Origin of the sequence: Streptomyces sp. NPDC001532, from assembly GCF_040298625.1 — a bacterium.
In the GTDB taxonomy this organism is placed as follows: domain Bacteria; phylum Actinomycetota; class Actinomycetes; order Streptomycetales; family Streptomycetaceae; genus Streptomyces.
In genome coordinates this window covers 135505-154335 of record NZ_JBEPAL010000015.1, presented here as the reverse complement: position 1 = coordinate 154335, position 18831 = coordinate 135505, and the positions used below count along the sequence as shown (strand labels likewise).

The following is an 18831-nucleotide window of genomic DNA, read 5'->3' as shown; positions in this document are numbered from 1 at the left end:
GGCTGGTTCCAGCCCATCGCCGAGTACCAGCCCTTCACCCCCGCCATCGAAACCCTGCGCGGACTGCTCCTCGGCACCGAGATCGGCCACAACGGATGGCTGTCCCTGGTCTGGTGCACGGGACTGGCGGCCCTCGGCTACACCTGGTCCAAGTCGGTCTTCAACCGGGAACCGAAATAGACGGGCCACCGGCCTCCTCCCGAAACGACGTCCAGGCCCCGGCCGAGTTCCACGGCCGGGGCCTGCTCGTGTCGGTGTCGCGGGCCAGTGCACTGTCCCGTGGTCGGCCCTCCGGTCGGACCTCCGGTCAGCCTCGGTTCAGTCGAGGCCGAGAACGGTCATCGTGTGTTCGGCCATGCGCCGTTCTCCGAGGGCGTTGGGGTGGACGGGTACGACGCTCTGGCCGAAGAGGAGCGGTTCGATCCACCGGGTGCCGGCGGCCTTGCAGGCGTCGTGCCCTTCGGACGCCTGGGAGAAGTCCACGTAGGTCGCCCCGGTCTCCTCGGCCGCGCGCTTGATGACGGCGTTCAGATGCGCCTGTATGCCGCGGAGGTAGGGCACGTCACCCGCGGCGATCGGGAGTTTCGCGAAGCAGGACGGATCGGCGGTGGCCGGTGTGATCCAGGGGTAACCGAGTGCCGCTATGCGTGCGTCGGGGGCCTTGGCGCGGAGGCGTTGCAGAGCGGTCTTGAGCGCGGGGTAGGTGTTCGCGTCGATCTCGTCGTCGAAGGACGTGCCGTTCTTGTCCTTGCACGGGCTGCCCTTCCCGCCGCTGAGGACGCCCGCGGTGCCGCAGGTGGTCAGGGCGTTGATGAAGGTGTTGTTGTCGTTGCCGCCCATCGTGAAGGTCACCAGGTCGGTCTCGGCGTTCAGCGCGTCCATCTGGGGGGCCACGCCCGGGTACTGGGACTCGGCGAAGTGCTTCGTCTGGGCACCGCCGCAGGTCACGTCCTTGAGGCGGGCACCTGTGCTGGAGGCGATGACGTGAGGGTAGTTCGCGGTGGAGCGCAGGCACAGCAGGTTGGTGAGGTCCACGGGCAGGACGCCCGAGCCGGCGCTGTAGCTGTCGCCCAGGGCGACGTAGTCCAGGGTCGACGTGGCGTGTGCGGTGGTGGCGCTGGTGGCGGTCAAGGCCAGCGCGCCGGCCATTGCTGACGCGGCCATGACATAACGAGGCTTCAGCATGTGCTCTCTCTTCTCGGGAGCGGTGCGGGAGCGAGGACGGCTGTGTCGGCACAGCCTGCTGCGCGACGAAGAAGCGGCTCGTGCAAGGAGAGTGGCAGGGGTCGCCGGGTGGACGGCGGTGTGCACGCCGACGTCCGTGGTGCACCGGCCGCGGGGTTACCGCTCGGTCCTACCCATAGGTAATGTGAACCGGCGTCGCGGCGGCGTCAACAATGTTGACCGAACTTCTTGAAACCCTGACCAGTCGCCGCCTGCCGTGGGTGAGGCCATGCCGAGGCGGCGCCACGGGTCCTATCCTGAGGCGCATGGCGCAGCCTGGATCCGGCACCACCACGCGCGAGGCCATCCATTCAGCCGCGACACGGCTGTTCCGGGAGAAGGGGTTCGCCAGGACGACCGTCCGCCAGATCGCGGCCGCGGCCGACGCCGATCCCGCCCTCGTGATCCGCCATTTCAAGAGCAAGGAACTGCTGTTCCTGGAGACGATGCATCTCACGATCGACGACGAGCCGCTTCTCGACGTCCCGCTGGAGCAGCTGGGGGAACGACTGGTCGAGCTTCTCGTCGACCTCGACGGTGGCGCGCGCGGTGTCTTCCTCGCCCTGGTGCGCGGCAGCCACGAGACCGAGATCCAGCAACGGCTTCGGGACACCCATGAGCGGGTCCTGATCGAACCGCTGCGAGGCCGCCTCTCCGGACCCGATGCCGACATCCGCTGCCGCCTCGCGGCTTCCCTGGCGGCAGGGCTGCTGTACTCGCTCTGGGTGGCGCGGGACGAGACCTTGCTCAGCACCGACCGCACGGCCCTGGTCGGGCACTACGGCGCCCTGCTCCAGCACGTACTGACGCCTCCGGAGTAGCGAGGTGGCGTGGTGCCCTCGCTCGCGGGCGCCGAGTGTTCTCGCGGCCCGATCGGTCCGGTTCTTCTCCCCGCGGCCCGCGTGCGGACGGCTCGGCGTGCCGCCCTCGATCATGCTGTCCACGAGCGGACACCCGCCGCCGGTGTCGGCCGCCGCGGCGCTTCCGGTGCGCTGTCAGTGGTGGCTGGGACGCTGTACGGATGGATCGTGATGACGAGCAGCTGCTGCGCGGCCGGGTGTACGGCGCGGACCACGAGCACCCGGGCCCCCTGCCGGGCCGGCGTTACGTCGAGCTGGTCGGCGGGCCGTTGGACGGCTTGCTGCTCGACGTCACCGACTGGACCCGGGACGACATCGACACCGGCGTAGCGCTCCCCACCGAGCTGGGACAGTTCGGTGCGGGCGGCCGGACCGTCTACAACCCACGTCCCGGTGATCCGCGCCGCTTCGACTGGAGCGGTGACGTTCCATGAGAACTGAGGCTGAGGTGTTGGGTGATACGAGGGTCGGTCGGCCGACTGTTCGTGTCATTCGCCAGTACGGGCGGCCGTCGGGAGCGGAGCAGACTGCGTGGCACGACCGCGGTCCGGCGAGTCAGGGAATCCGGGGCTTCGGTGTGGCCGCGTACTGGACTGAGCAGAGGGGGCGGCACATGAGTGTGCAGCAGTATGACGAGATCGGTGAGGCCTTCGAGGGGTTCAAGTCACTGCCGCTGATCCGCTACGGGGAGGTGCCGAGCTTCCTGGGCATGGTCGGGGACGTGAGGGGCAAGTCGGTGCTCGACCTGGCGTGCGGCACCGGTTTCTACAGCCGGGAGTTCAAGCGGCGCGGTGCCACGGACGTCTTCGGTGTCGACATCTCCGGTGGGATGATCGCCGCCGCGCAAGAGATCGAGCAGCGTGACCCGCTGGGTGTGCGCTACGCGGTCGGTGATGTGGCCGAACTGCCGCCTTTCGAGCGGCGCTTCGACGTCGCGGTGGCGGTGCAGTGCCTCAACTACGCGGACGACATCGCCACGATGGAGCGGATGTGCCGCAACATCCACCGCGGCCTGGTGCCGGGCGGTGAGTTCTTCGTGTTCGCCCAGAAGCCCGACTACCGGTTCGACTGTCCCTCCCTGGACCGGTACGGGTTCCGCTGTGAGCCGACCGGTGAGGAGACCGAGGCGGGTCCGCGGGTGCGGGTCACCGCGCTTCTCGACCCCGAGCCGATCAGCATCGTCGCCACGGCACCGCGCCGCGAGGTGTACGAGAAGTGTCTGCGGGCGGCCGGGTTCGGTGAGGTGCGGTGGGTTCCTCTACAGGTGTCCGAAGTCGGCATCCGTGAGTTCGGCGAGGACTTCTGGGCGGACCTCGTCGCGAAGCCGCCGCTGGAGATGCTGCGCTGCCGTGCCTGACGGCCGATCCGCCGCAGCCGCAGGCACAGCCGCAGCCGCAGCCGCAGCCGGAGCAGAAATGCGGAGGCAATGACGGGCCGGTGCTCGAGCACATGGCAGGCGACGGGCGGCGCCCCGTCGGGGGGTGCCGCCCGTCGCCTGTACCGCTCGTCTCCGGAGCGGTGATGGCAGCGAAGTCGGGGAGGCCGGTCAGCCACCCACGTACCAGCTGAATCCACCGTTCTGCGTGGCCACGACGAGGAGGACGAGCCACAGGACCACGTCGATGATGCCGAGGACGATACCGGCCTTCGCCATGCCGGCACCCCCCTTCGCAGCCGCCTGACGTCGTGCGACGGCACCGAAGACGACAGCCAGCGGGCCCAGCACGATGTTCAGGATGAAGAGCCCGACGATGCCGCAGCACAGGCTCGCGACGGCGAGGCCGTTGGTACGCGAGCGGGCGGAGGCGGTGGAAGGACTGCCGTAACTCGTCATTGTCACTCCAGTGTTGTGAGGGTGGTTGGCGGAACGACCGCTGTCGTTCAGTGCCTTCCTAGCTCTGCCGGGGCGGGTGCCCGCTGCTGGAGCTTCCATGTCCGGCTTATGTGGAGTGCGTGAAGGAATTGCACCGGTGAAGGCGGGGCGGGCTGAGTGAACAGCCCGCCGACGCTAGGGCAGGGTCCACTTCTGGTTGGGTCCGGTGTGGCAGGTCCACAGGTGGACGGGTGTTCCGTCGTTCCAGGTGCCGCCGGACGCGTCGAGGCATTTGCCGGATTGCGGGTTGCGTACGGTGCCGTCGGACTGGGGTGTCCATTTCTGGGCGGCGGTGCCGTTGCAGGTCCACAGCTGGATCTTGGTGCCGTCGGCGGTGGCGCCGCCGGAGACGTCGAGGCACTTGCCGAGGGCCTTGAAGGTGCCGTCGGTGCCGATGGTCCAGTTCTGGGCGCTGGTGTTGTTGCAGGTCCAGAGCTGGATCTTGGTGCCGTCGGCGGTGCCCGCGTTGTCGACGTCGAGGCACTTGCCGTTGACGCCCTTCACCGCACCGGTACGCGGGCCGGGCGCGGTGCCCGCCTCCTTGATCCGGATGTTGCGGAAGGACACGTCGTCCCCGTCGCCGTGGTTCTGGATGCCGATGTGACCCTGGGCCAGGCTGCGCGCCGGATCGGTGTTCGTGAAGTCGTTGATCTTCCGGCCGTTGAGGAAGATCTCCAGACGCTCTCCCGTCACGCGGATCTCGTACGTGTTCCACTCGCCCGGCGGGTTGAGCGCGGCGTCCCGCGCGGCGATGTCGGCGGACCGGAACCCATACACGGCTCCCGTGGTGCGGTCGGCCGCGTCGGTGGCGTCGATCTGGATCTCGTAGCCGTTGTTCACCGCTGACCACGGGTCGTCGGAGGACGGGAATCCCACGAAGATCCCGGAGTTGTCGTCGCCGGGCATCTTCCAGTCGAGCTTGAGGGAGTAGTCGCCGGTGAACTCCTTGGCGGAGTACCAGAGCATGCCCAGGCCGCCGTAGGAGGTGAGACTGCCGTCGGCGAGGGTGAACCCGCCGGGGCCCGCCTGCTTCCAGCCTGTCGTGCCGGAGCCGTCGAAGAGGGACCGGTAGCCCGTCTCGGGCCGGCAGTCGGCCTCGGTCATGCCGGCGGCCCAGCGGATGCCGCCCAGCAGATGCCTGCGGAAGGCGGAATCGCCGTACGACTCGTCGGTGTGACCGCCGCCGGTGTAAAAGGCGCGGCCACCTCGGTAGTCCTTGCACCAGCTGATCGGGTGGTCCCCGGACATGGAGCCGCCGCTGTAGCTGGACTCGTCCAGGGAGGCCAGCACGTGGGCAGTGGTGCGGGGGTTGGTGCGGTAGTTGTACCACTCGTCGGTGCGCTGCCAGGTGCTGCCCAGATGGGCGGTGGAGTCGTGCGCGCGGTCCTCGACCTTGACGGTGGCGGGCTGGATGGCGGGGTGCGAGTGGAACAGGGCACCGGCCAGGCCCTCGTAGAAGGGCCACTCGTACTCGGTGTCGGCAGCGGCGTGGATGCCGACGTAACCGCCACCGCCTTGGATGTACTGCTCGAAGGCGGTCTGCTGGGTTCCGTTCAGCACGTCTCCCGTGGTGGACAGGAGGACGACGGCCTTGTACGAGGCCAGGTTGCCGGTGGTGAAGGCCGCGGCGTCCTCGGTGGCGTCCACGGTGAAGTTGTTGGCCGTGCCGAGATCACGCAGTGCGGCGATGCCGTCGTCGATGGACGAGTGCCGGAAACCGGCCGTCTTGGAGAAGACGAGGATCCTGTAGGCGGGATCCGCCGCTGCGGCGGCCCGTGTCTGCTGTGCCGGCGTCTGCTGTGCCGGCGTCTGCTGAGCCGGTGTGTGCGGTGCCGGTGCGGAGCGGGTGGCCTCCGGTTGGGCGGCTGCCTGGGGCGCCGTGGTGAGCAGGGCTGCGGCAAGCAGGGTCAGAGTCGCTCGAAGTCGGTTGCGCATGTGCGTCTCACCTCCTCTTTCGCTTTCCTCTTGGGCTAGGGCAGGGTCCACTTCTGGTTCGCTCCGGTGTGGCAGGTCCACAGGTGGACGGGTGTTCCGTCGTTCCAGGTGCCGCCGGACGCGTCGAGGCATTTGCCGGACTGCGGGTTGCGTACGGTGCCGTCGGACTGGGGTGTCCATTTCTGGGCGGCGGTGCCGTTGCAGGTCCACAGCTGGATCTTGGTGCCGTCGGCGGTGGCGCCGCCGGAGACGTCGAGGCACTTGCCGAGGGCCTTGAAGGTGCCGTCGGCGCCGACGGTCCAGTTCTGCGCGCTGCTGTTGTTGCAGGTCCAGAGCTGGATCTTGGTGCCGTCGGCGGTGGCCGCGCCGTCGACGTCCAGGCACTTGCCGTTGACTCCCTTCACCGCACCCGTACGCGGGCCGGACGCGCCGGTGGCGAAGGAGAATTCGTCCACGTCGAACAGCGATCCGGAGCCGCCCTTGAACACCAGGTAGAGGCTGGTCGTGGTGCTGGGCCGGTTGCCGAGAGCCACCGTGACGTCCTGGAAGGTCTCCCAGCCGCCCGTCACCGGAACCGTCGCGGTGCCCATCAGGGTGCCGGTGGCCGAGCCGGCGCGGACCTCGATGGTGCCTCCCGTACCCGCGGAGGAGACGCGGGCGGTGAACGAGGTGGCGTTGTTCAGGGCGTACGGCGTGAACGAGATCCAGTCACCGTTCTCGATGTGTCCGACGGTCCTGCCGCCGTGTGCGGGAGCGTGGCTGACGATCTGGACGCCGGACGAGGCGCCGTAGTGCTCGGCCTGCCGGTGGCTGGGCTGGGTGATGCGCTGGTCGTGCGCGGTCAGCGCGGGCTGTCCGTTCGCGCCCTTGTCGGTGTACTCGGCGTCGACCACTCCGAAGATATTGGCGTTCGGGTCGTGTTCGCCGTCGGCGAGGGTCTGCAGGGTTCCGGTGCAGCCGGTGGCCGAGGTCTGCGGGTGGCCGTGGCTGTCGTGGCCGACGATGAAACTGACCTTGACCTTGGAGCAGTCGATCGTGCCGTCCTCGGGGTCGGTGACCGTCACGCGGAACGGGATCGCCGCGCCGAAGTCGTGGATCGCGCCGTCCAGCGGCAGGTCGAGCTTGACCGACGGGGCCGTGTTGCCGACGGTGATCAGCACGGAGGCCGTGGCCGACTTGCCGGTCGGATCGGTCACCGTCAGGGTCGCCGTGTACTGGCCGTTGGTCTGGTAGGTGTGCGAGGGGTTGGCGGCGGTCGAGGTACCGCCGTCGCCGAACTTCCAGGAGTAGCCGAGGGCGCCACCGTCCGGGTCGGAGCTGCCCGCGGAGGAGAACGACACCGCGAGCGGCGCCCGGCCGGACGTCACGTTCGCCTTGGCCTGGGCGATCGGCGCGAGGCCTCCGGTCACATGCTCGATCCGGTACAGCGCGGAGTTCGCGTCGCCGTTGAAGTAGCCGGTGCCGTAGTCCAGGACGTACAGGGCACCGTCCGGTCCGAACGCCATGTCCATCACCTGCGTGCCGCTCCAGGGGAAGGCGTTGACGGACTGGACCGTGCCGTCGCCGGCGGCCTCGACACGCTTGATCCAGCGGCGGCCGAACTCCCCGGCGAAGAAGTCCCCGTCGTACTCCTGCGGGAACTTCACCTCCGAGGCCGAGGACGCGTCGTACCGGTAGACGGGTCCGCCCATCGGTGACTCCGAGCCGCTGCCGAACTCCGGCACGGAACCGCCGTTGTACGGGATCCACGCGGGCTGGGCGGCGGGCAGGTCGGTGAGGCCGGAGTTGTTCGGCGAGGTGTTCTTCGGGGCGGCGCAGTTGAAGGCGGCACCGGACGTCTTGGTGGCGAAGTCGTAGTCGACGTAGGCGTCGTTCTTGCCGGTGCAGTACGGCCAGCCGAAGTTGCCGGCCTTGGTGATCCGGTTGAACTCCACCTGCCCCTCGGGGCCGCGGGTGGCGCTGGCGGTGCCGGAGTCGGGGCCGTAGTCGCCGAGGTAGACGATGCCGGTGGCCCGGTCGACGCTCATCCGGAACGGGTTGCGGAAGCCCATCGCGTAGATCTCCGGCCGGGTCCTCGCGGTGCCGGGCGGGAACAGGTTGCCGCTGGGGATCGTGTACGAGCCGTCGGCGTTCACCTTGATGCGCAGGACCTTGCCGCGCAGGTCGTTGGTGTTGCCGGCGGACCGCTGGGCGTCGTAGGCGGGATTGCGGGAGGCGCGCTCGTCGATCGGGGTGAAGCCGTCCGAGGCGAACGGGTTGGTGTCGTCACCGGTCGACAGGTACAGGTTGCCGGCCGCGTCGAAGTCGATGTCGCCGCCGACGTGGCAGCAGGTGCCCCGGGATGCCGGGACGTCGAGGATCTTCTTCTCGCTGGCGAGGTCCAGCGTGCCGTCGGTCCGCAGCACGAAGCGAGAGAGCCGGTTGACCCCGTCGAACGGCGCGAAGTCCGCGGCCGAGCCGTCCGCGGGGGCGTCACCGCTCGGGGTGCTGAGCTTGGGGGCGTAGTACAGGTACACGTGACGGTTGCTCGCGAAGCCGGGGTCCGCGGCGACTCCTTGCAGCCCTTCCTCGTCATGCGTGTAGACGTCGAGCTTGCCGGCGACGGTGGTGTTGCCGGCGGCGTCGGTACGGCGGAGCGTGCCGTCACGCGAGGTGTGGAGCACCGAACGGTCCGGCAGCACCGCCAGCGTCATCGGCTCGCCCGTCTCGGCCACGCCCTTGGCGAGCGTGACCTGCTGGAACTCCGGGGCGGCGGCCGCCTCCGGAGCGGCCTGTGCCGCAACTGCGCTCGCCGGAGCGGCCGTCGCGGGTGTGGCGGTCGCCGGGGTGGCGGGCAGCACGGCGCCGACGGCGCAGGCCACCGTCGGCACGAACCATTGGAGGAGTCTGCGTCTGAGCGGTCTTGTGCGCACAGGTGTCTCCCAGGGGTGTGGGGTGGCGGCAGGCCGGAACGGACCTGCCAGGGAGTACGGGCGCGCGCCGTCGCGCCGTGGAGCGCCGGTGATGCGATGTGTCCGGCGTGTTGCAGCGAAGTTAGCGGCCTTTGCTGGACTGCGTAACCCCTTTCGCGCAAGATCTCGATACTTCCTCCACGTCGAGGACAAAGTGGACGTGAGCCGCCGGGCTCGTCAAAGGGCGTGCAACGAGACCGAGTTGAGGAGGACGCGTCGGGGATGCGCCGGGGACGGGCCGGGTCAAGCGGGCTTGGCGCTCAACTGGCTGGTGAGGAGCGCTCGGCCTGTGCGACGCTGGACGTCACCAGCCTGGTTCGGTGAGAGACCCCGCGCTGCCCCTGAAGGCCACTTCAGTGGCCGGGACGCGGTACGGGTGGTCTCGCTCGACCGTGCGCGGCCCAACGCCGCGCGCTTGATACCCCTGACCAGGGGTGTGATGGGCTCGACCCCGAGTCGAGGGGCGAACCATGGACGGATTCACCGTCATCACCCAGCAATATCCCGACCGAGCCGTGATCACCGTTTCCGGAGAGATGGACCTCGGCTCCTGCCCGGAACTCGCGCGGGCCGCTCTCGTCCTGCCGGTCGACGGCAAGGAGCTGCATCTGGACCTGTCCGGAGTGGCCTTCATGGACTCCAGCGGCCTGAACCTCCTGCTGCAACTGCGCCTGCACGTCCGGGCAAGGGGCGGCCAACTGCTGGTGATGGGTCTCCGGGACCAGCCGGCCCAGCTGCTGCGCCTGACGGAGACCCACGACCTGCTGACCGCGCCCGCCATGGGTGTGGCACTCAGCAGAGAGTGAGTGCCCTCACTTCGCCGTACGGCCGGCGTTCTCGAGGCGCCGGTGCGGACGCTCCCCTCCCCGGCTGCGCAGCGGGACCTCCGTCTCGCTGAGCACGCGATGCACGAACCCGTAGGACCGTCCGTGGGCTTCGGCGATGGCCCGGATCGACATGCCCTTCTCGTACTGCTTCTTCATCTCCCGCGCGAGTTCCTGCCGGGCCGTTCCGGTGATCTGCTTGCCCTTCTGCACGATACGTCTCCTTCGGTGATCGACGTTCCTGTGTGATCGTCGTCTACCCACGACGGACGACAAGCCACGGAGAAAGCGGCGTATTGGCGGGATGCCGCCGATCAGCGGTCCTGTCGTGTCTGCGCGAGATGCAGGTCGATGTAGTTCGTGAGGGTCAGCGCGTCCTGGGGGTCGTCGGCGCGGAAGGTGACGCGGCGGAGCAGGCCGACGTCGTCGAGGCTGACGCCTTCGCGGGCGAGGACGAAGACGAGGGCGAGGAAGGCGGCGCGCGCGTTGCCGTCGTCGAAGGGGTGGAAGAAGCACACGTCCAGGTAGGCGCGTGCGGCGCGGGCCGCCGGCCGGAGCGGGGCGCCGCCGTCCGCCGTGCTCTCGGCGAGGCAGGCGTCCAGTCGGGCGCGGGTGTCCGGGGCGATGCCGTAACGCTCCCTGCCGCCCTTGGCGAAGGCGGTCTCGGTGCGGAACTCGGGCGGCCGGGCGGTGCGCAGGACGTGCTGCTGCCATCCCTGGAGCAGTGCGAAGTCCAGCGGGGCGCCGCGGGCCGCGTCGGCCCGGAGCCGTTCCAGCGCGGCGAGCAGACCGTCGGCACGGGCGGGGTCCAGGGCGCCGTCGAAGGCGCGGAAGTCCTCCGCCGCGCCGTCGCGCGTCGCCGTCACCGGTCCCTCCCCGCCACGGTCCTGGGCCTCGTGCCAGGCGACGGTCGGGCGTACGGCCAGCCACCGCTGGAGGTGATCGACGGGCGACGCGGGTGACGGCCGCGGGCCGTCACCCGGTGGCAGCGCCTGCGCGAGGCGCTCGGCGACATCGTCGATCAGCACGAGGTCGGGGCCGGTCCAGCTGAGGAACCTCCCGCCGATCGCCTCGTCGACCAGCTCCAGCGCGATGTCCGCCGGGAAGCCCCAGCGGTCGAGGAACCAGGTGAGCACCTGCCGGCAGTGCTTGTGCCAACCGCTGCCGCAGCCGGTCCGGTCGGTGACCTGCTGGATCAGGTTCCGGGTGGCGCGCTCCCACAGGATCCGCTGCTCCTCGATGCCGGAGGGGTTCAGCGGGTACGCCTCGAACCGGCCCGCGAGGCTCTCCAGCCACGCCCGCCACTCGCACAGCGCCGCGGCGACCCGGTCCAGCGTCTCCTCCGGAGAGGTGATCGAGTCCCGGGGGCAGCACCAGCTGCCGACCGGCCCGCCGTCGAAATCACCTTCGTCATGCGCCCAGCGCCAGCCCACCACCCAGCGGCCGTATCGCTCCATCAGCGCGTACGTCATGGCATCCGCCCAGCGCGCGCCCACCTTCCAGCTCCACTCCGACATGGCCGGGTCGCCGAAGGGAACCTCCGGGCGAGTCGGCACACGCCGGGCCGGACCGAGCGAACGCACCACTTCCGCGGCCGTCTCGCTGTCGAACGGGTATCGGGCGGGATCGACGTCGGCCCAGGTCAGGAGGCGCGGCCACAATTCGGATCTCACCGCGCAAGCCTGCCACGCGCCCCGCACGCCCCGGCAAGCGCATTACCTCTCGGGGTTACCTCTCCGAGTCACCTCTCCGGGTCAAGCAGGGCGATGATGTCCGGGGTCACCGGACGCCCGGCCAGAACGTGGCGTACGGCGGTGACGTCGACGGGAATCTCGTAGTACTCGGACGCCCACTGCGCGTACGCCTCCGGCGAGCGGTCGACCAGGAGCTCGAAGAGGAGGTCGGCACCGTCCGGGTCGCCGTCGCCCTGCTCGGGGAGATCGATGGTGCCGGTCCGCCAGCGGGGATCGGCCGCCTGGCGCCACAGGCAGCAGGTGACCATGGGGACACCGTCCTCGGCGCGGAACGCGGGCTCCGTGACGTATTGGGCGAAGACCTCCGGCACATCGTCGAGCACGCCGGGCCACACCGCGGGGACATCCATGCGGGCCCAGGGGCTCATGAGCGACTGGTGGTCGAAGCCCCGCACGTAGGCCCCGGCCGCCGAGAACACGATCGCGTACCCGGAGCCCATCCCGTCCCGCATCGACGCCAACTGCTCGCCCTCGGCCCAGTGCGCGTCGAAGGAGTGGAACCGCGCGTCCCACTCCGGGCTGAGCACGGCGTCCAGCGTCGCGAGCCCTCGGCAGTGGTCGCGCAGTTCCTCGATGCCGGGCAGCGCACGGGCCACGTCGTATGCACTCACGTCGCTATTCCATCGCACTCCGCGGACGACCGGGTGACGCGGCCGGGCCGCGTCTGCGCGTGGCCGGGCCACGCCCGCACGTGGCCGGGCCACGCCCGCACGCGGCCGGCCCGTCGGCCCGCCGCCATCCGTCACCGGCCATCCGTCACCGGCCATCCGTCACCGGCCACCGGCCACCCGACACCGGCCACCGTCCCTCGACACCGGCCACCCGACACCCGCCACCGCCACCCGACACCCGCGCCGACCGCCGAGCAGCGCGGCGGTCGACCGGGCGGTTTCGGACGTCGGACTACTCGACGATCACCGGGCGCGGCAGCCGCTCGCCGGGGCGGAGGAAGTGGGAGCCGGGGCCGCTGTCGTTCTGGAAGGTCTTGAACAGGTGGGCGAAGGAGTCGTCGTTCGCCATGTAGTGCTCGGCCAGCTTGTTCACCATCGCCGGGGCGGAGCCGGTGAGGCGGATGCTCGGGGACCAGGTCAGCAGGAAGATGCCCGCGTCCGTGTACCCGTGGTCCCGCCACTTCTGCCACAGCGCGTCGCGGTCGTCCTCCTGGCCGGTGAACCAGTCGGCCCGGCGCGGCCGCGGACCCGCCGGACGCACCGCGCCCTGCTCCGGCTCCGCACGGAACTCGATCCGCCGGCCGGCGACGTAGGCCAGCGGAACACCCTTGGTGACGCAGAAGGTCAGCGCTTCAGCGGCGGTGTTGACGACCGGTTCGGCCTTGTCGTTGAGCGAGGTGTTGCAGACGATGGGCACACCGGTGTGCCGGTGGAAGGCGCTGATCGCGCGGTGCAGCAGCGGGTTGACCGACGCGTCCAGCGTCTGGTGCCGCGCCGTGCCGTCCAGGTGGAGGATCGCCGGCACCCGGTCGGCGACGTCCGGCCGCACCCGCACCGCCTCCAGCATGTACGGCGACGGACGGTCCGCCACGAACCAGTCGCCGGTGTGCTCCGCCAGCACGATGGGCGCCACGGGCCGCCACCACTGGCGCTGCTTGTACTCGTTGAGGAGGTCCTTCACCTTCGCCGAGCGCGGATCGCCGAGCAGACTGCGGTGTCCCAGGGCCCGCGGACCGATCTCCGCCGCGCCGTCCACCCAGGCCAGCACCCCGTCGGACAGGTCGGCCACGAAGGTGTCCTCGTCGAACGGCGACACCTGCGCGATCCACGGCGCGAACTCCTCCAGCGCCGCGTCCAGATCACCGATCCCCGAGCCGTGGTACGCCGATCCGATCACCAGATCCGCGTCGTCGAGCGCGCCGCTCGTGTACAGACCGAGCATGCCGAGCCCGAGGGCCTGTCCCGAGTCGTTCGCGGACGGCGGGGTGAGCAGGCCGCGGAAGCCGAACCGGTCCAGCAGCAGGGTGTTCGTCGGGCAGTTGAGGCCGAAGCCGCCGCTGGTCGACAGATAGGAGTCCTCGGTACGGACGTCTCCGAGTGTCGCCAGGAGTTCGACATTGCGCACCGCGATCAGGTCGCACGCCTGCTGCACATGCTTCATCACCGCGCTGCGCAGGTTCTCCTCCGGCGTGAAGCCGCTGTCCTGCGGGGCGTGCCGCAACTGCTCCTCGGCCTGCGCGATCAGCTCCTCGACCAGCGCGAAGGCGGCCGCCCACGGAGTGACCCGGCCGCCGAACAGCCGCAGCCGGTTCGTCGCCGTCTCGATGTCGAAGCGGATCGTCGTGCGGCAGGCGCTGGCCAGCGCCATCAGCGAGCCGGGTTCCAGCCGGAACAGCGTGGACGCCGCGTGGTACAGCGGGGCGGGGGACTCCACCGGGGCGAAGCGCAGGTCACCGCTGACCGACAGGGCGCCCGCGTACCAGTGCTTCGGGCTGCGTCGGTCCAGCACCGCGTCCGGCGCGGAATCCATCGCCATGCCGAATATCGTCTCGTTCTTGAACAGCTCGGTGTCCAGCAGCAGCCCGCTGAAGAGATGGGCGAGGCTGTGCACCGGGAATTCCTCGGTGCCCTGCGGAACGGTCAGCGGAACACTGCCCGGAAGTCCCGGAGTTCCCCAGGTCCGGCTGATGTCGGCGACCGAGAGGTTCTCCTCCGCGAGGATTCCGTCGAGGAACTCCGTGGCCCTTTCCGGGGTGAACAGCGGCCAGGCGTGGTGCTTCTGTCCGCTGAGCCGTTCCAGCTCCCACAGCCGGACCAGTTCCACCCGCCGGCCCTGGTGACGCCAGAGCGCGACGGCCTGGTCGTGGCGCGGCGCCAGGACGGCGAGGTCACCCGGCGGACTCAGGTAGCACGACAGCGAGTATTCGACGGCACGTCCGTCCACCATGGTTAACCTCGTCTCGGTCGGCATTCTGGCCGTTTCGGCGACAGCGAATCTAGGAAATTCCGCGGCGCCCGGTCGACAGCCGATCCGGTGCACAGTGCTCAGCGGAACGTGGAATGCCGTGCGTGATGTGTGCAGCGCCTTGTCCCGTGGGCCGCTGATGACGCGAGTTCCGCCACCTGCACATACTCCTCGACACGTCCGGCCAAGTGCCTCGGAGAAACGCGTGAGGCCACGACACGAAACGGTTGGCACCCATGGTCCTCCACAGCGAGACGAAGAACCCGGCGCCCGGCGCCGCCCCGCCACCGCGGCCGGCCGCTGCACCCGGCCTCCCGGCGGCCGGCGTGCACCGCGTCCCGGCGGCCGGCGCGCGCGGTGCGGCAGCGGCCGGTGCGCACGAGGTGACGGCAGCCGGTGGGCGCGGTGTGACGGCGCACGGTGAGCGCGGTGTGACGGCGTCCGGTGAGAGCGGTGCGGCGTCCGGCGCGCATCGAGTGCCGGACGTCACCGTGCACGGTGTCTTCGAACAGCGAGTGCGTGAGTCACCCGACGCCGTGGCCGTCGCCCTCGACGACGTCCGTCTGACGTACGGCGAGACCGACCGGCTGGCGAACCGGCTGGCCCACCGCCTGAGCGCGATGGGCGTCGGCGCCGAGGCGCGCGTCGGCGTCCTGCTGGAGCCGTCGGCCGAACTCGTCGTGGCCCTGCTCGGCATCCTCAAGGCCGGCGCCGCCTACGTCCCACTCGACCCGGACTACCCGCCCGACCGCCTCACCCACCTGCTGCGGGACTCCGGCGCCGAGGTCGTCCTGACCCGGCCGCACCTCGAACCCCGCCTGGGCGCCGCCGACGTGCGCCGAGTCGGCGTCGACACACCGGAGCGGGACCTCGCCGGGCCGCCGGACGGGCCGCCCCCGGTCGACGTGCCCGCCGACGGCGCCGCCTGCATGATCTACACCTCCGGTTCCACCGGCGCCCCGAAGGGCGTCGTCGTCACCCACCGCGGACTCGCCAACCTCGCCGCCGCGGGCGCCGAGGAGTTCGGGCTGCGACGCGGCGACCGCTTCCTGCACCTGGCCTCCATCGGCTTCTCCGCCGCCCTGGAGGAGGTGTTCCCGGCCCTGCTCAGCGGTGCCACCCTGCTGCCGGTCGGGTACCGGCGGGCGCTGCCCAGCATCCCGCACTTCCTGGACCTGCTGGAACGCGAGCGCGTCACCGGATTCGAGATCACCACCTCGTACTGGCACCAGCTCGTCGACGAACTCGCCGAAAGCGGCGCACAGTTGCCCGGCTCGCTCCGGTTCGTCGTCATGGGCGGCGACCGCACCCGGCCGGACGCCGTACAGGCCTGGCGCACCACCGGCATCCCCCTGATCCACGTCTACGGCCCGACCGAGGCCACCGCCACCGGCAGCTACCACCACACGGCCAAGGAGGAGGCCGATCCGGCCGGCCGGCTGCCCATCGGCCGTGCCATCGCGCACACCCGCCTGCACCTCCTCGACGACCGGATGAACCCCGTGCCCGACGGCGGCACCGGCGAGATCTACATCGGCGGCGCCGCCCTGGCCCGCGGCTACCACGGCGCGCCGGCGCAGACCGCCGAGCGCTTCGTGCCGGACCCGTTCACCGGCGACGGCGGGCGCCTTTACCGGACCGGTGACGTCGGACGCAGGCTGCCCGACGGGCAGTTCGAGTTCCTGGGCCGTGTCGACAGCCAGATCAAGATCCGCGGGTTCCGCGTCGAGCCGGGCGAGATCGAGGCCGTACTGCAACGGCACCAGGACGTCGCCCAGGCCCTGGTCACGGCGACCGCCGCGACAGACGCCGACAAGCAGCTCGTGGCGTACGTACGTCCGGCCGACGGCGCCCGGCCCGGCAAGGCGGCCCTGCGCGCCCACCTCGCCGAGGCGCTGCCCGCCCACATGGTCCCGGCCCGCTTCGTCACCCTCGACACCGTCCCGCTCACCGGCCACGGCAAGGTCGACTACGCCGCGCTGGAGCGACTGGCCGCCGAGCGTCCCGCCGACGGCGGGGGAGGAGTGCCGCCGGCACCGGGCACCGAGACCGAACTGGCCGCGCTGTGGGGTGCCGTGCTCAAACGGGACACCGTCGGCGCCACCGACGACTTCCTCGGCCTCGGCGGCAACTCCCTCCAGGCCGCCCGGATCGTCGCCAGGACCCGCCGCCGCTTCGGCGTCGACGTCGTCCTCGCCGACCTCCTCGACGCCGGTACGGTGCGCGCGATGGCCGCCAAGATCGACACGCTGCACGGACGGGCCGACGGCGCCTCGGACCCCTCGCAGACAGCCGCGTCCGGCACCGCCGACGCCGTCGAAGCGGCCGAGGCGGAGGACCGCCGCCGCTGGAGCGAGAAGCGGCGGAGCATCGAGCAGGCGCTGGCCGGCCGCACCGGGAGCGCGCGCACCGCACCCGTCGCGCTCTCCCAGCAGAACCTGTGGATGCTCAGCCGCGCCGCCCCGGACGTCCCGCTCTACAACGAGTCCTGGCAGTGCCGCCTGACCGGCCCGCTCGACCACACCGCCCTCACCGGCGCCCTCGCCGACCTGGTACGCCGCCACGAACCCCTGCGCACCCGGTTCGGCATGCTCGACGGCAACGCCGTGCAGTACGTCGACGAACCCGGCGAGGTCCCGCTCGTCCACCACGACCTGACCGGCGAACCGGCGGCCGCGAGGGAGCGGGCGGCGGCGGCACTGCGCGACGACATCGTCCGCGTGCCGATCGACCCCGCCGACGGACCGCTGTTCACCGTCCACCTCCTCCGCCTGGACGCCACCGAACACCTGCTGCTCGTCCATGTGCACCACCTGGTCTTCGACGGCGTCTCCAAAGAGGTCTTCCTCGACGACCTCGCCGCGCTCTACCGCTCCCGGCGCACCGGCCGGCCGGCCGCCCTTCCCGAACTCGCCTTCCAGTACGGCGACTTCGCGCTGTGGCAGCGCGGCCACCTGCGCGGCGAACGGCTCGACGGGCTGCTGGACTACTGGCGCGGCCGGCTGGAGCCCGCCCCGCCGCCCCTCGACTGGCCCGCGGACCGCCCGCAGCATGCCGCCGAGGACCCGCGCGGCGACAAGGTCCTGCTGCCCCTCGGCGCCGGACTGCGCGAGCGGGTCCACTCCCTCGCCCACGAGGAGCGCGTCACGCCGTACATGGTGCTGCTCGCCGCGCTCGCCGTGCAGCTGCACCGGCACAGCGGACAGGACGACCTGTGCGTCGGCACTCCCGCCGCCAACCGGCTGCGGTCCGGCGTCGACGGACTGATCGGCTGCTTCATCAACTCCCTGCCGCTGCGCGTGCGGCTGCGCCCCGGAATGAGCCGGCGGGAGCTGCTGCACGAGGTCCGCAACACCTGCCTCGGCGCCCTGGAGCACCAGGCGCTGCCGTTCGACCGGCTGGTGCAGGAACTCCGCCCGCCGCGGCAGCCCGGCCGCAGCCCCTACTTCCAGGTGTGGTTCGCCACCGAGGACGAGACCGCGCTGCCCCGCGAGAGCGCCGGTGTGTCCTTCACGGACTTCCAGGGCATGACCACCGGTCTGTCCAGCGGCCTGTCGAAGATGGACCTCAGCTGGATCGTCGTCGACCGCGGCCATGACCTCGTGCTCTCGCTGCTCTACCGCAGCAGCCTGTTCGACCAGCCCACCGTCCGCGCCCTCGCGGACGAGTACCGCACGATCGTGGAGGACATCGTGAACGAACCAGGAGCCGGCGTCGTCGCGGCCCTCGACACCGCGCCGCGCGAGGAGGCACCCGTGGTCGAACGCCTGCTCGCCGTATGGCGCGACGCCTTCGACCAGCAGGACATCGGGCCCGACGACGACTTCTTCGAGCTCGGCGGCTACTCGATGCTGGCGATGCAGCTGGTCAACGCCATCCAGGAGGAGTTCGGCGTGGAGGTCTCCTTCACCGACTTCTTCGAGGCGTCGACCGTGACCGGCGTCGCCCGGCTCATCGCCGAGGCCGAACCGACGGCGCCCGCGGCCGACCCGGGCCCGCGGCCGGGGCCGGGAAGCGGGCCGAGCCTGGACGACATGCTCGCGGACGCCTTCGGCGACTGAGGGAGGGCGGGGAGGCCGGCGGGCGGAGGGCTCGGAAGGCGGAGAGCTCGGAAGGCGGAGGGGTGGAGAGGGGCGGAAGTCGGGGCGGTCGGGTCCGGTCCGCGCCGGGTGGCGGCGGTCCGCTCCGCACGGTGGTGCTCTGTCGGCCGGGCCGCCGGCCCACGCTGTACGGAGCCCATCGGTCACCGTCCGCCGGCAACTGCCCCGTCCGGCTGGGCCGGGTGCCGCAGCCCGTTCGGCCCTCGCCGCCTCGCCGCCTCGCCGCCCCGCCGGCCCCTGACCTCTGCTTCGGCCATCCACCACGCGCCGCATGGTGGCGCTCGGTCGGTCCGGCCGCCGACGCACGCCCGTCGGGGCCGCTGACCGTCGGCCGCTGCCCGTCCCGCTGGGCCGGGATGCCACCCTCCGGCCGTCCGGCCGTCCAGCCCTCGTC

The 18831-nt window shown here is 70.9% G+C and carries 13 protein-coding genes and 1 pseudogene; 6 read left to right on the top strand and 8 right to left on the bottom strand.

Annotated features, from left to right (window positions below; all coding sequences use genetic code 11):
- Window positions 1-180: pseudogene (locus ABT232_RS16805) on the top strand (ABC transporter permease); the annotation flags it as partial.
- A gap of 138 nt (window positions 181-318) precedes the next feature.
- On the opposite strand, the gene ABT232_RS16800 reads toward ABT232_RS16805, so the two are convergent.
- Complete coding sequence (locus ABT232_RS16800) at window positions 319-1185, bottom strand: SGNH/GDSL hydrolase family protein (RefSeq protein ID WP_351840659.1); 867 nt, start codon at window positions 1183-1185, stop codon at window positions 319-321.
- Between the two features lie 305 nt (window positions 1186-1490).
- On the opposite strand from ABT232_RS16800, the gene ABT232_RS16795 reads away from it, so the two are divergent.
- The 3 genes from ABT232_RS16795 to ABT232_RS16785 all read left to right on the top strand — a co-directional run bounded on the left by ABT232_RS16795 (window position 1491) and on the right by ABT232_RS16785 (window position 3441).
- Window positions 1491-2045, top strand: coding sequence for a TetR/AcrR family transcriptional regulator (locus tag ABT232_RS16795; RefSeq protein ID WP_351840658.1), 555 nt, complete (start codon window positions 1491-1493; stop codon window positions 2043-2045).
- Between the two features lie 200 nt (window positions 2046-2245).
- Window positions 2246-2518: a hypothetical protein gene (locus tag ABT232_RS16790; protein WP_351840657.1), complete on the top strand. Its 273-nt coding sequence runs from the start codon at window positions 2246-2248 to the stop codon at window positions 2516-2518.
- 179 nt (window positions 2519-2697) lie between these two features.
- Window positions 2698-3441: a class I SAM-dependent methyltransferase gene (locus ABT232_RS16785; RefSeq protein ID WP_351840656.1), complete on the top strand. Its 744-nt coding sequence runs from the start codon at window positions 2698-2700 to the stop codon at window positions 3439-3441.
- 189 nt (window positions 3442-3630) lie between these two features.
- On the opposite strand, the gene ABT232_RS16780 is transcribed toward ABT232_RS16785, so the two are convergent.
- The 3 genes from ABT232_RS16780 to ABT232_RS16770 form a co-directional block, all read right to left on the bottom strand.
- Window positions 3631-3918, bottom strand: a complete 288-nt coding sequence (locus tag ABT232_RS16780) for a DUF4190 domain-containing protein (protein WP_351840655.1) — start codon at window positions 3916-3918, stop codon at window positions 3631-3633.
- 174 nt (window positions 3919-4092) lie between these two features.
- Window positions 4093-5892, bottom strand: coding sequence for a ThuA domain-containing protein (locus ABT232_RS16775; protein WP_351840654.1), 1800 nt, complete (start codon window positions 5890-5892; stop codon window positions 4093-4095).
- A 35-nt stretch (window positions 5893-5927) separates the two neighbouring features.
- Entirely contained in the window at window positions 5928-8804 is a 2877-nt protein-coding gene (locus ABT232_RS16770; protein WP_450871798.1) for a PQQ-dependent sugar dehydrogenase, read from the bottom strand.
- Window positions 8805-9313: 509 nt separating this feature from the next.
- On the opposite strand from ABT232_RS16770, the gene ABT232_RS16765 reads away from it, so the two are divergent.
- Window positions 9314-9649, top strand: a complete 336-nt coding sequence (locus ABT232_RS16765; RefSeq protein ID WP_351840652.1) for an STAS domain-containing protein — start codon at window positions 9314-9316, stop codon at window positions 9647-9649.
- A gap of 6 nt (window positions 9650-9655) precedes the next feature.
- Here the strand turns inward: ABT232_RS16765 and ABT232_RS16760 are convergent, their stop codons facing one another.
- From ABT232_RS16760 to ABT232_RS16745, 4 genes are all read right to left on the bottom strand, one after another.
- Entirely contained in the window at window positions 9656-9880 is a 225-nt protein-coding gene (locus tag ABT232_RS16760) for a helix-turn-helix domain-containing protein (RefSeq protein WP_351840651.1), read from the bottom strand.
- A gap of 101 nt (window positions 9881-9981) precedes the next feature.
- On the bottom strand, window positions 9982-11340 hold the full coding sequence (locus ABT232_RS16755; RefSeq protein ID WP_351840650.1) for a Fic family protein: 1359 nt from the start codon (window positions 11338-11340) through the stop codon (window positions 9982-9984).
- A gap of 68 nt (window positions 11341-11408) precedes the next feature.
- Window positions 11409-12032 carry a hypothetical protein gene (locus ABT232_RS16750; protein WP_351840649.1) on the bottom strand — a complete coding sequence of 208 codons (624 nt, stop codon included), beginning with the start codon at window positions 12030-12032 and terminating at the stop codon, window positions 11409-11411.
- A 292-nt stretch (window positions 12033-12324) separates the two neighbouring features.
- Window positions 12325-14319: a carbamoyltransferase C-terminal domain-containing protein gene (locus ABT232_RS16745; protein WP_351840648.1), complete on the bottom strand. Its 1995-nt coding sequence runs from the start codon at window positions 14317-14319 to the stop codon at window positions 12325-12327.
- Window positions 14320-14573: 254 nt separating this feature from the next.
- On the opposite strand from ABT232_RS16745, the gene ABT232_RS16740 reads away from it, so the two are divergent.
- Window positions 14574-18398: a non-ribosomal peptide synthetase gene (locus ABT232_RS16740; protein WP_351840647.1), complete on the top strand. Its 3825-nt coding sequence runs from the start codon at window positions 14574-14576 to the stop codon at window positions 18396-18398.
- The last annotated feature ends 433 nt before the right edge of the window (window positions 18399-18831 follow it).

Excerpts from the sequence above, each read along its gene's own strand:
- ABT232_RS16800 (WP_351840659.1), bottom strand. The coding sequence starts at position 1,185 with ATGCTGAAGCCTCGTTATGTCATGGCCGCGTCAGCAATGGCCGGCGCG.
- ABT232_RS16795 (WP_351840658.1), top strand. The coding sequence starts at position 1,491 with ATGGCGCAGCCTGGATCCGGCACCACCACGCGCGAGGCCATCCATTCA.
- ABT232_RS16790 (WP_351840657.1), top strand. The coding sequence starts at position 2,246 with ATGGATCGTGATGACGAGCAGCTGCTGCGCGGCCGGGTGTACGGCGCG.
- ABT232_RS16785 (WP_351840656.1), top strand. The coding sequence starts at position 2,698 with ATGAGTGTGCAGCAGTATGACGAGATCGGTGAGGCCTTCGAGGGGTTC.
- ABT232_RS16780 (WP_351840655.1), bottom strand. The coding sequence starts at position 3,918 with ATGACGAGTTACGGCAGTCCTTCCACCGCCTCCGCCCGCTCGCGTACC.
- ABT232_RS16775 (WP_351840654.1), bottom strand. The coding sequence starts at position 5,892 with ATGCGCAACCGACTTCGAGCGACTCTGACCCTGCTTGCCGCAGCCCTG.
- ABT232_RS16765 (WP_351840652.1), top strand. The coding sequence starts at position 9,314 with ATGGACGGATTCACCGTCATCACCCAGCAATATCCCGACCGAGCCGTG.
- ABT232_RS16745 (WP_351840648.1), bottom strand. The coding sequence starts at position 14,319 with ATGGTGGACGGACGTGCCGTCGAATACTCGCTGTCGTGCTACCTGAGT.
- ABT232_RS16740 (WP_351840647.1), top strand. The coding sequence starts at position 14,574 with ATGGTCCTCCACAGCGAGACGAAGAACCCGGCGCCCGGCGCCGCCCCG.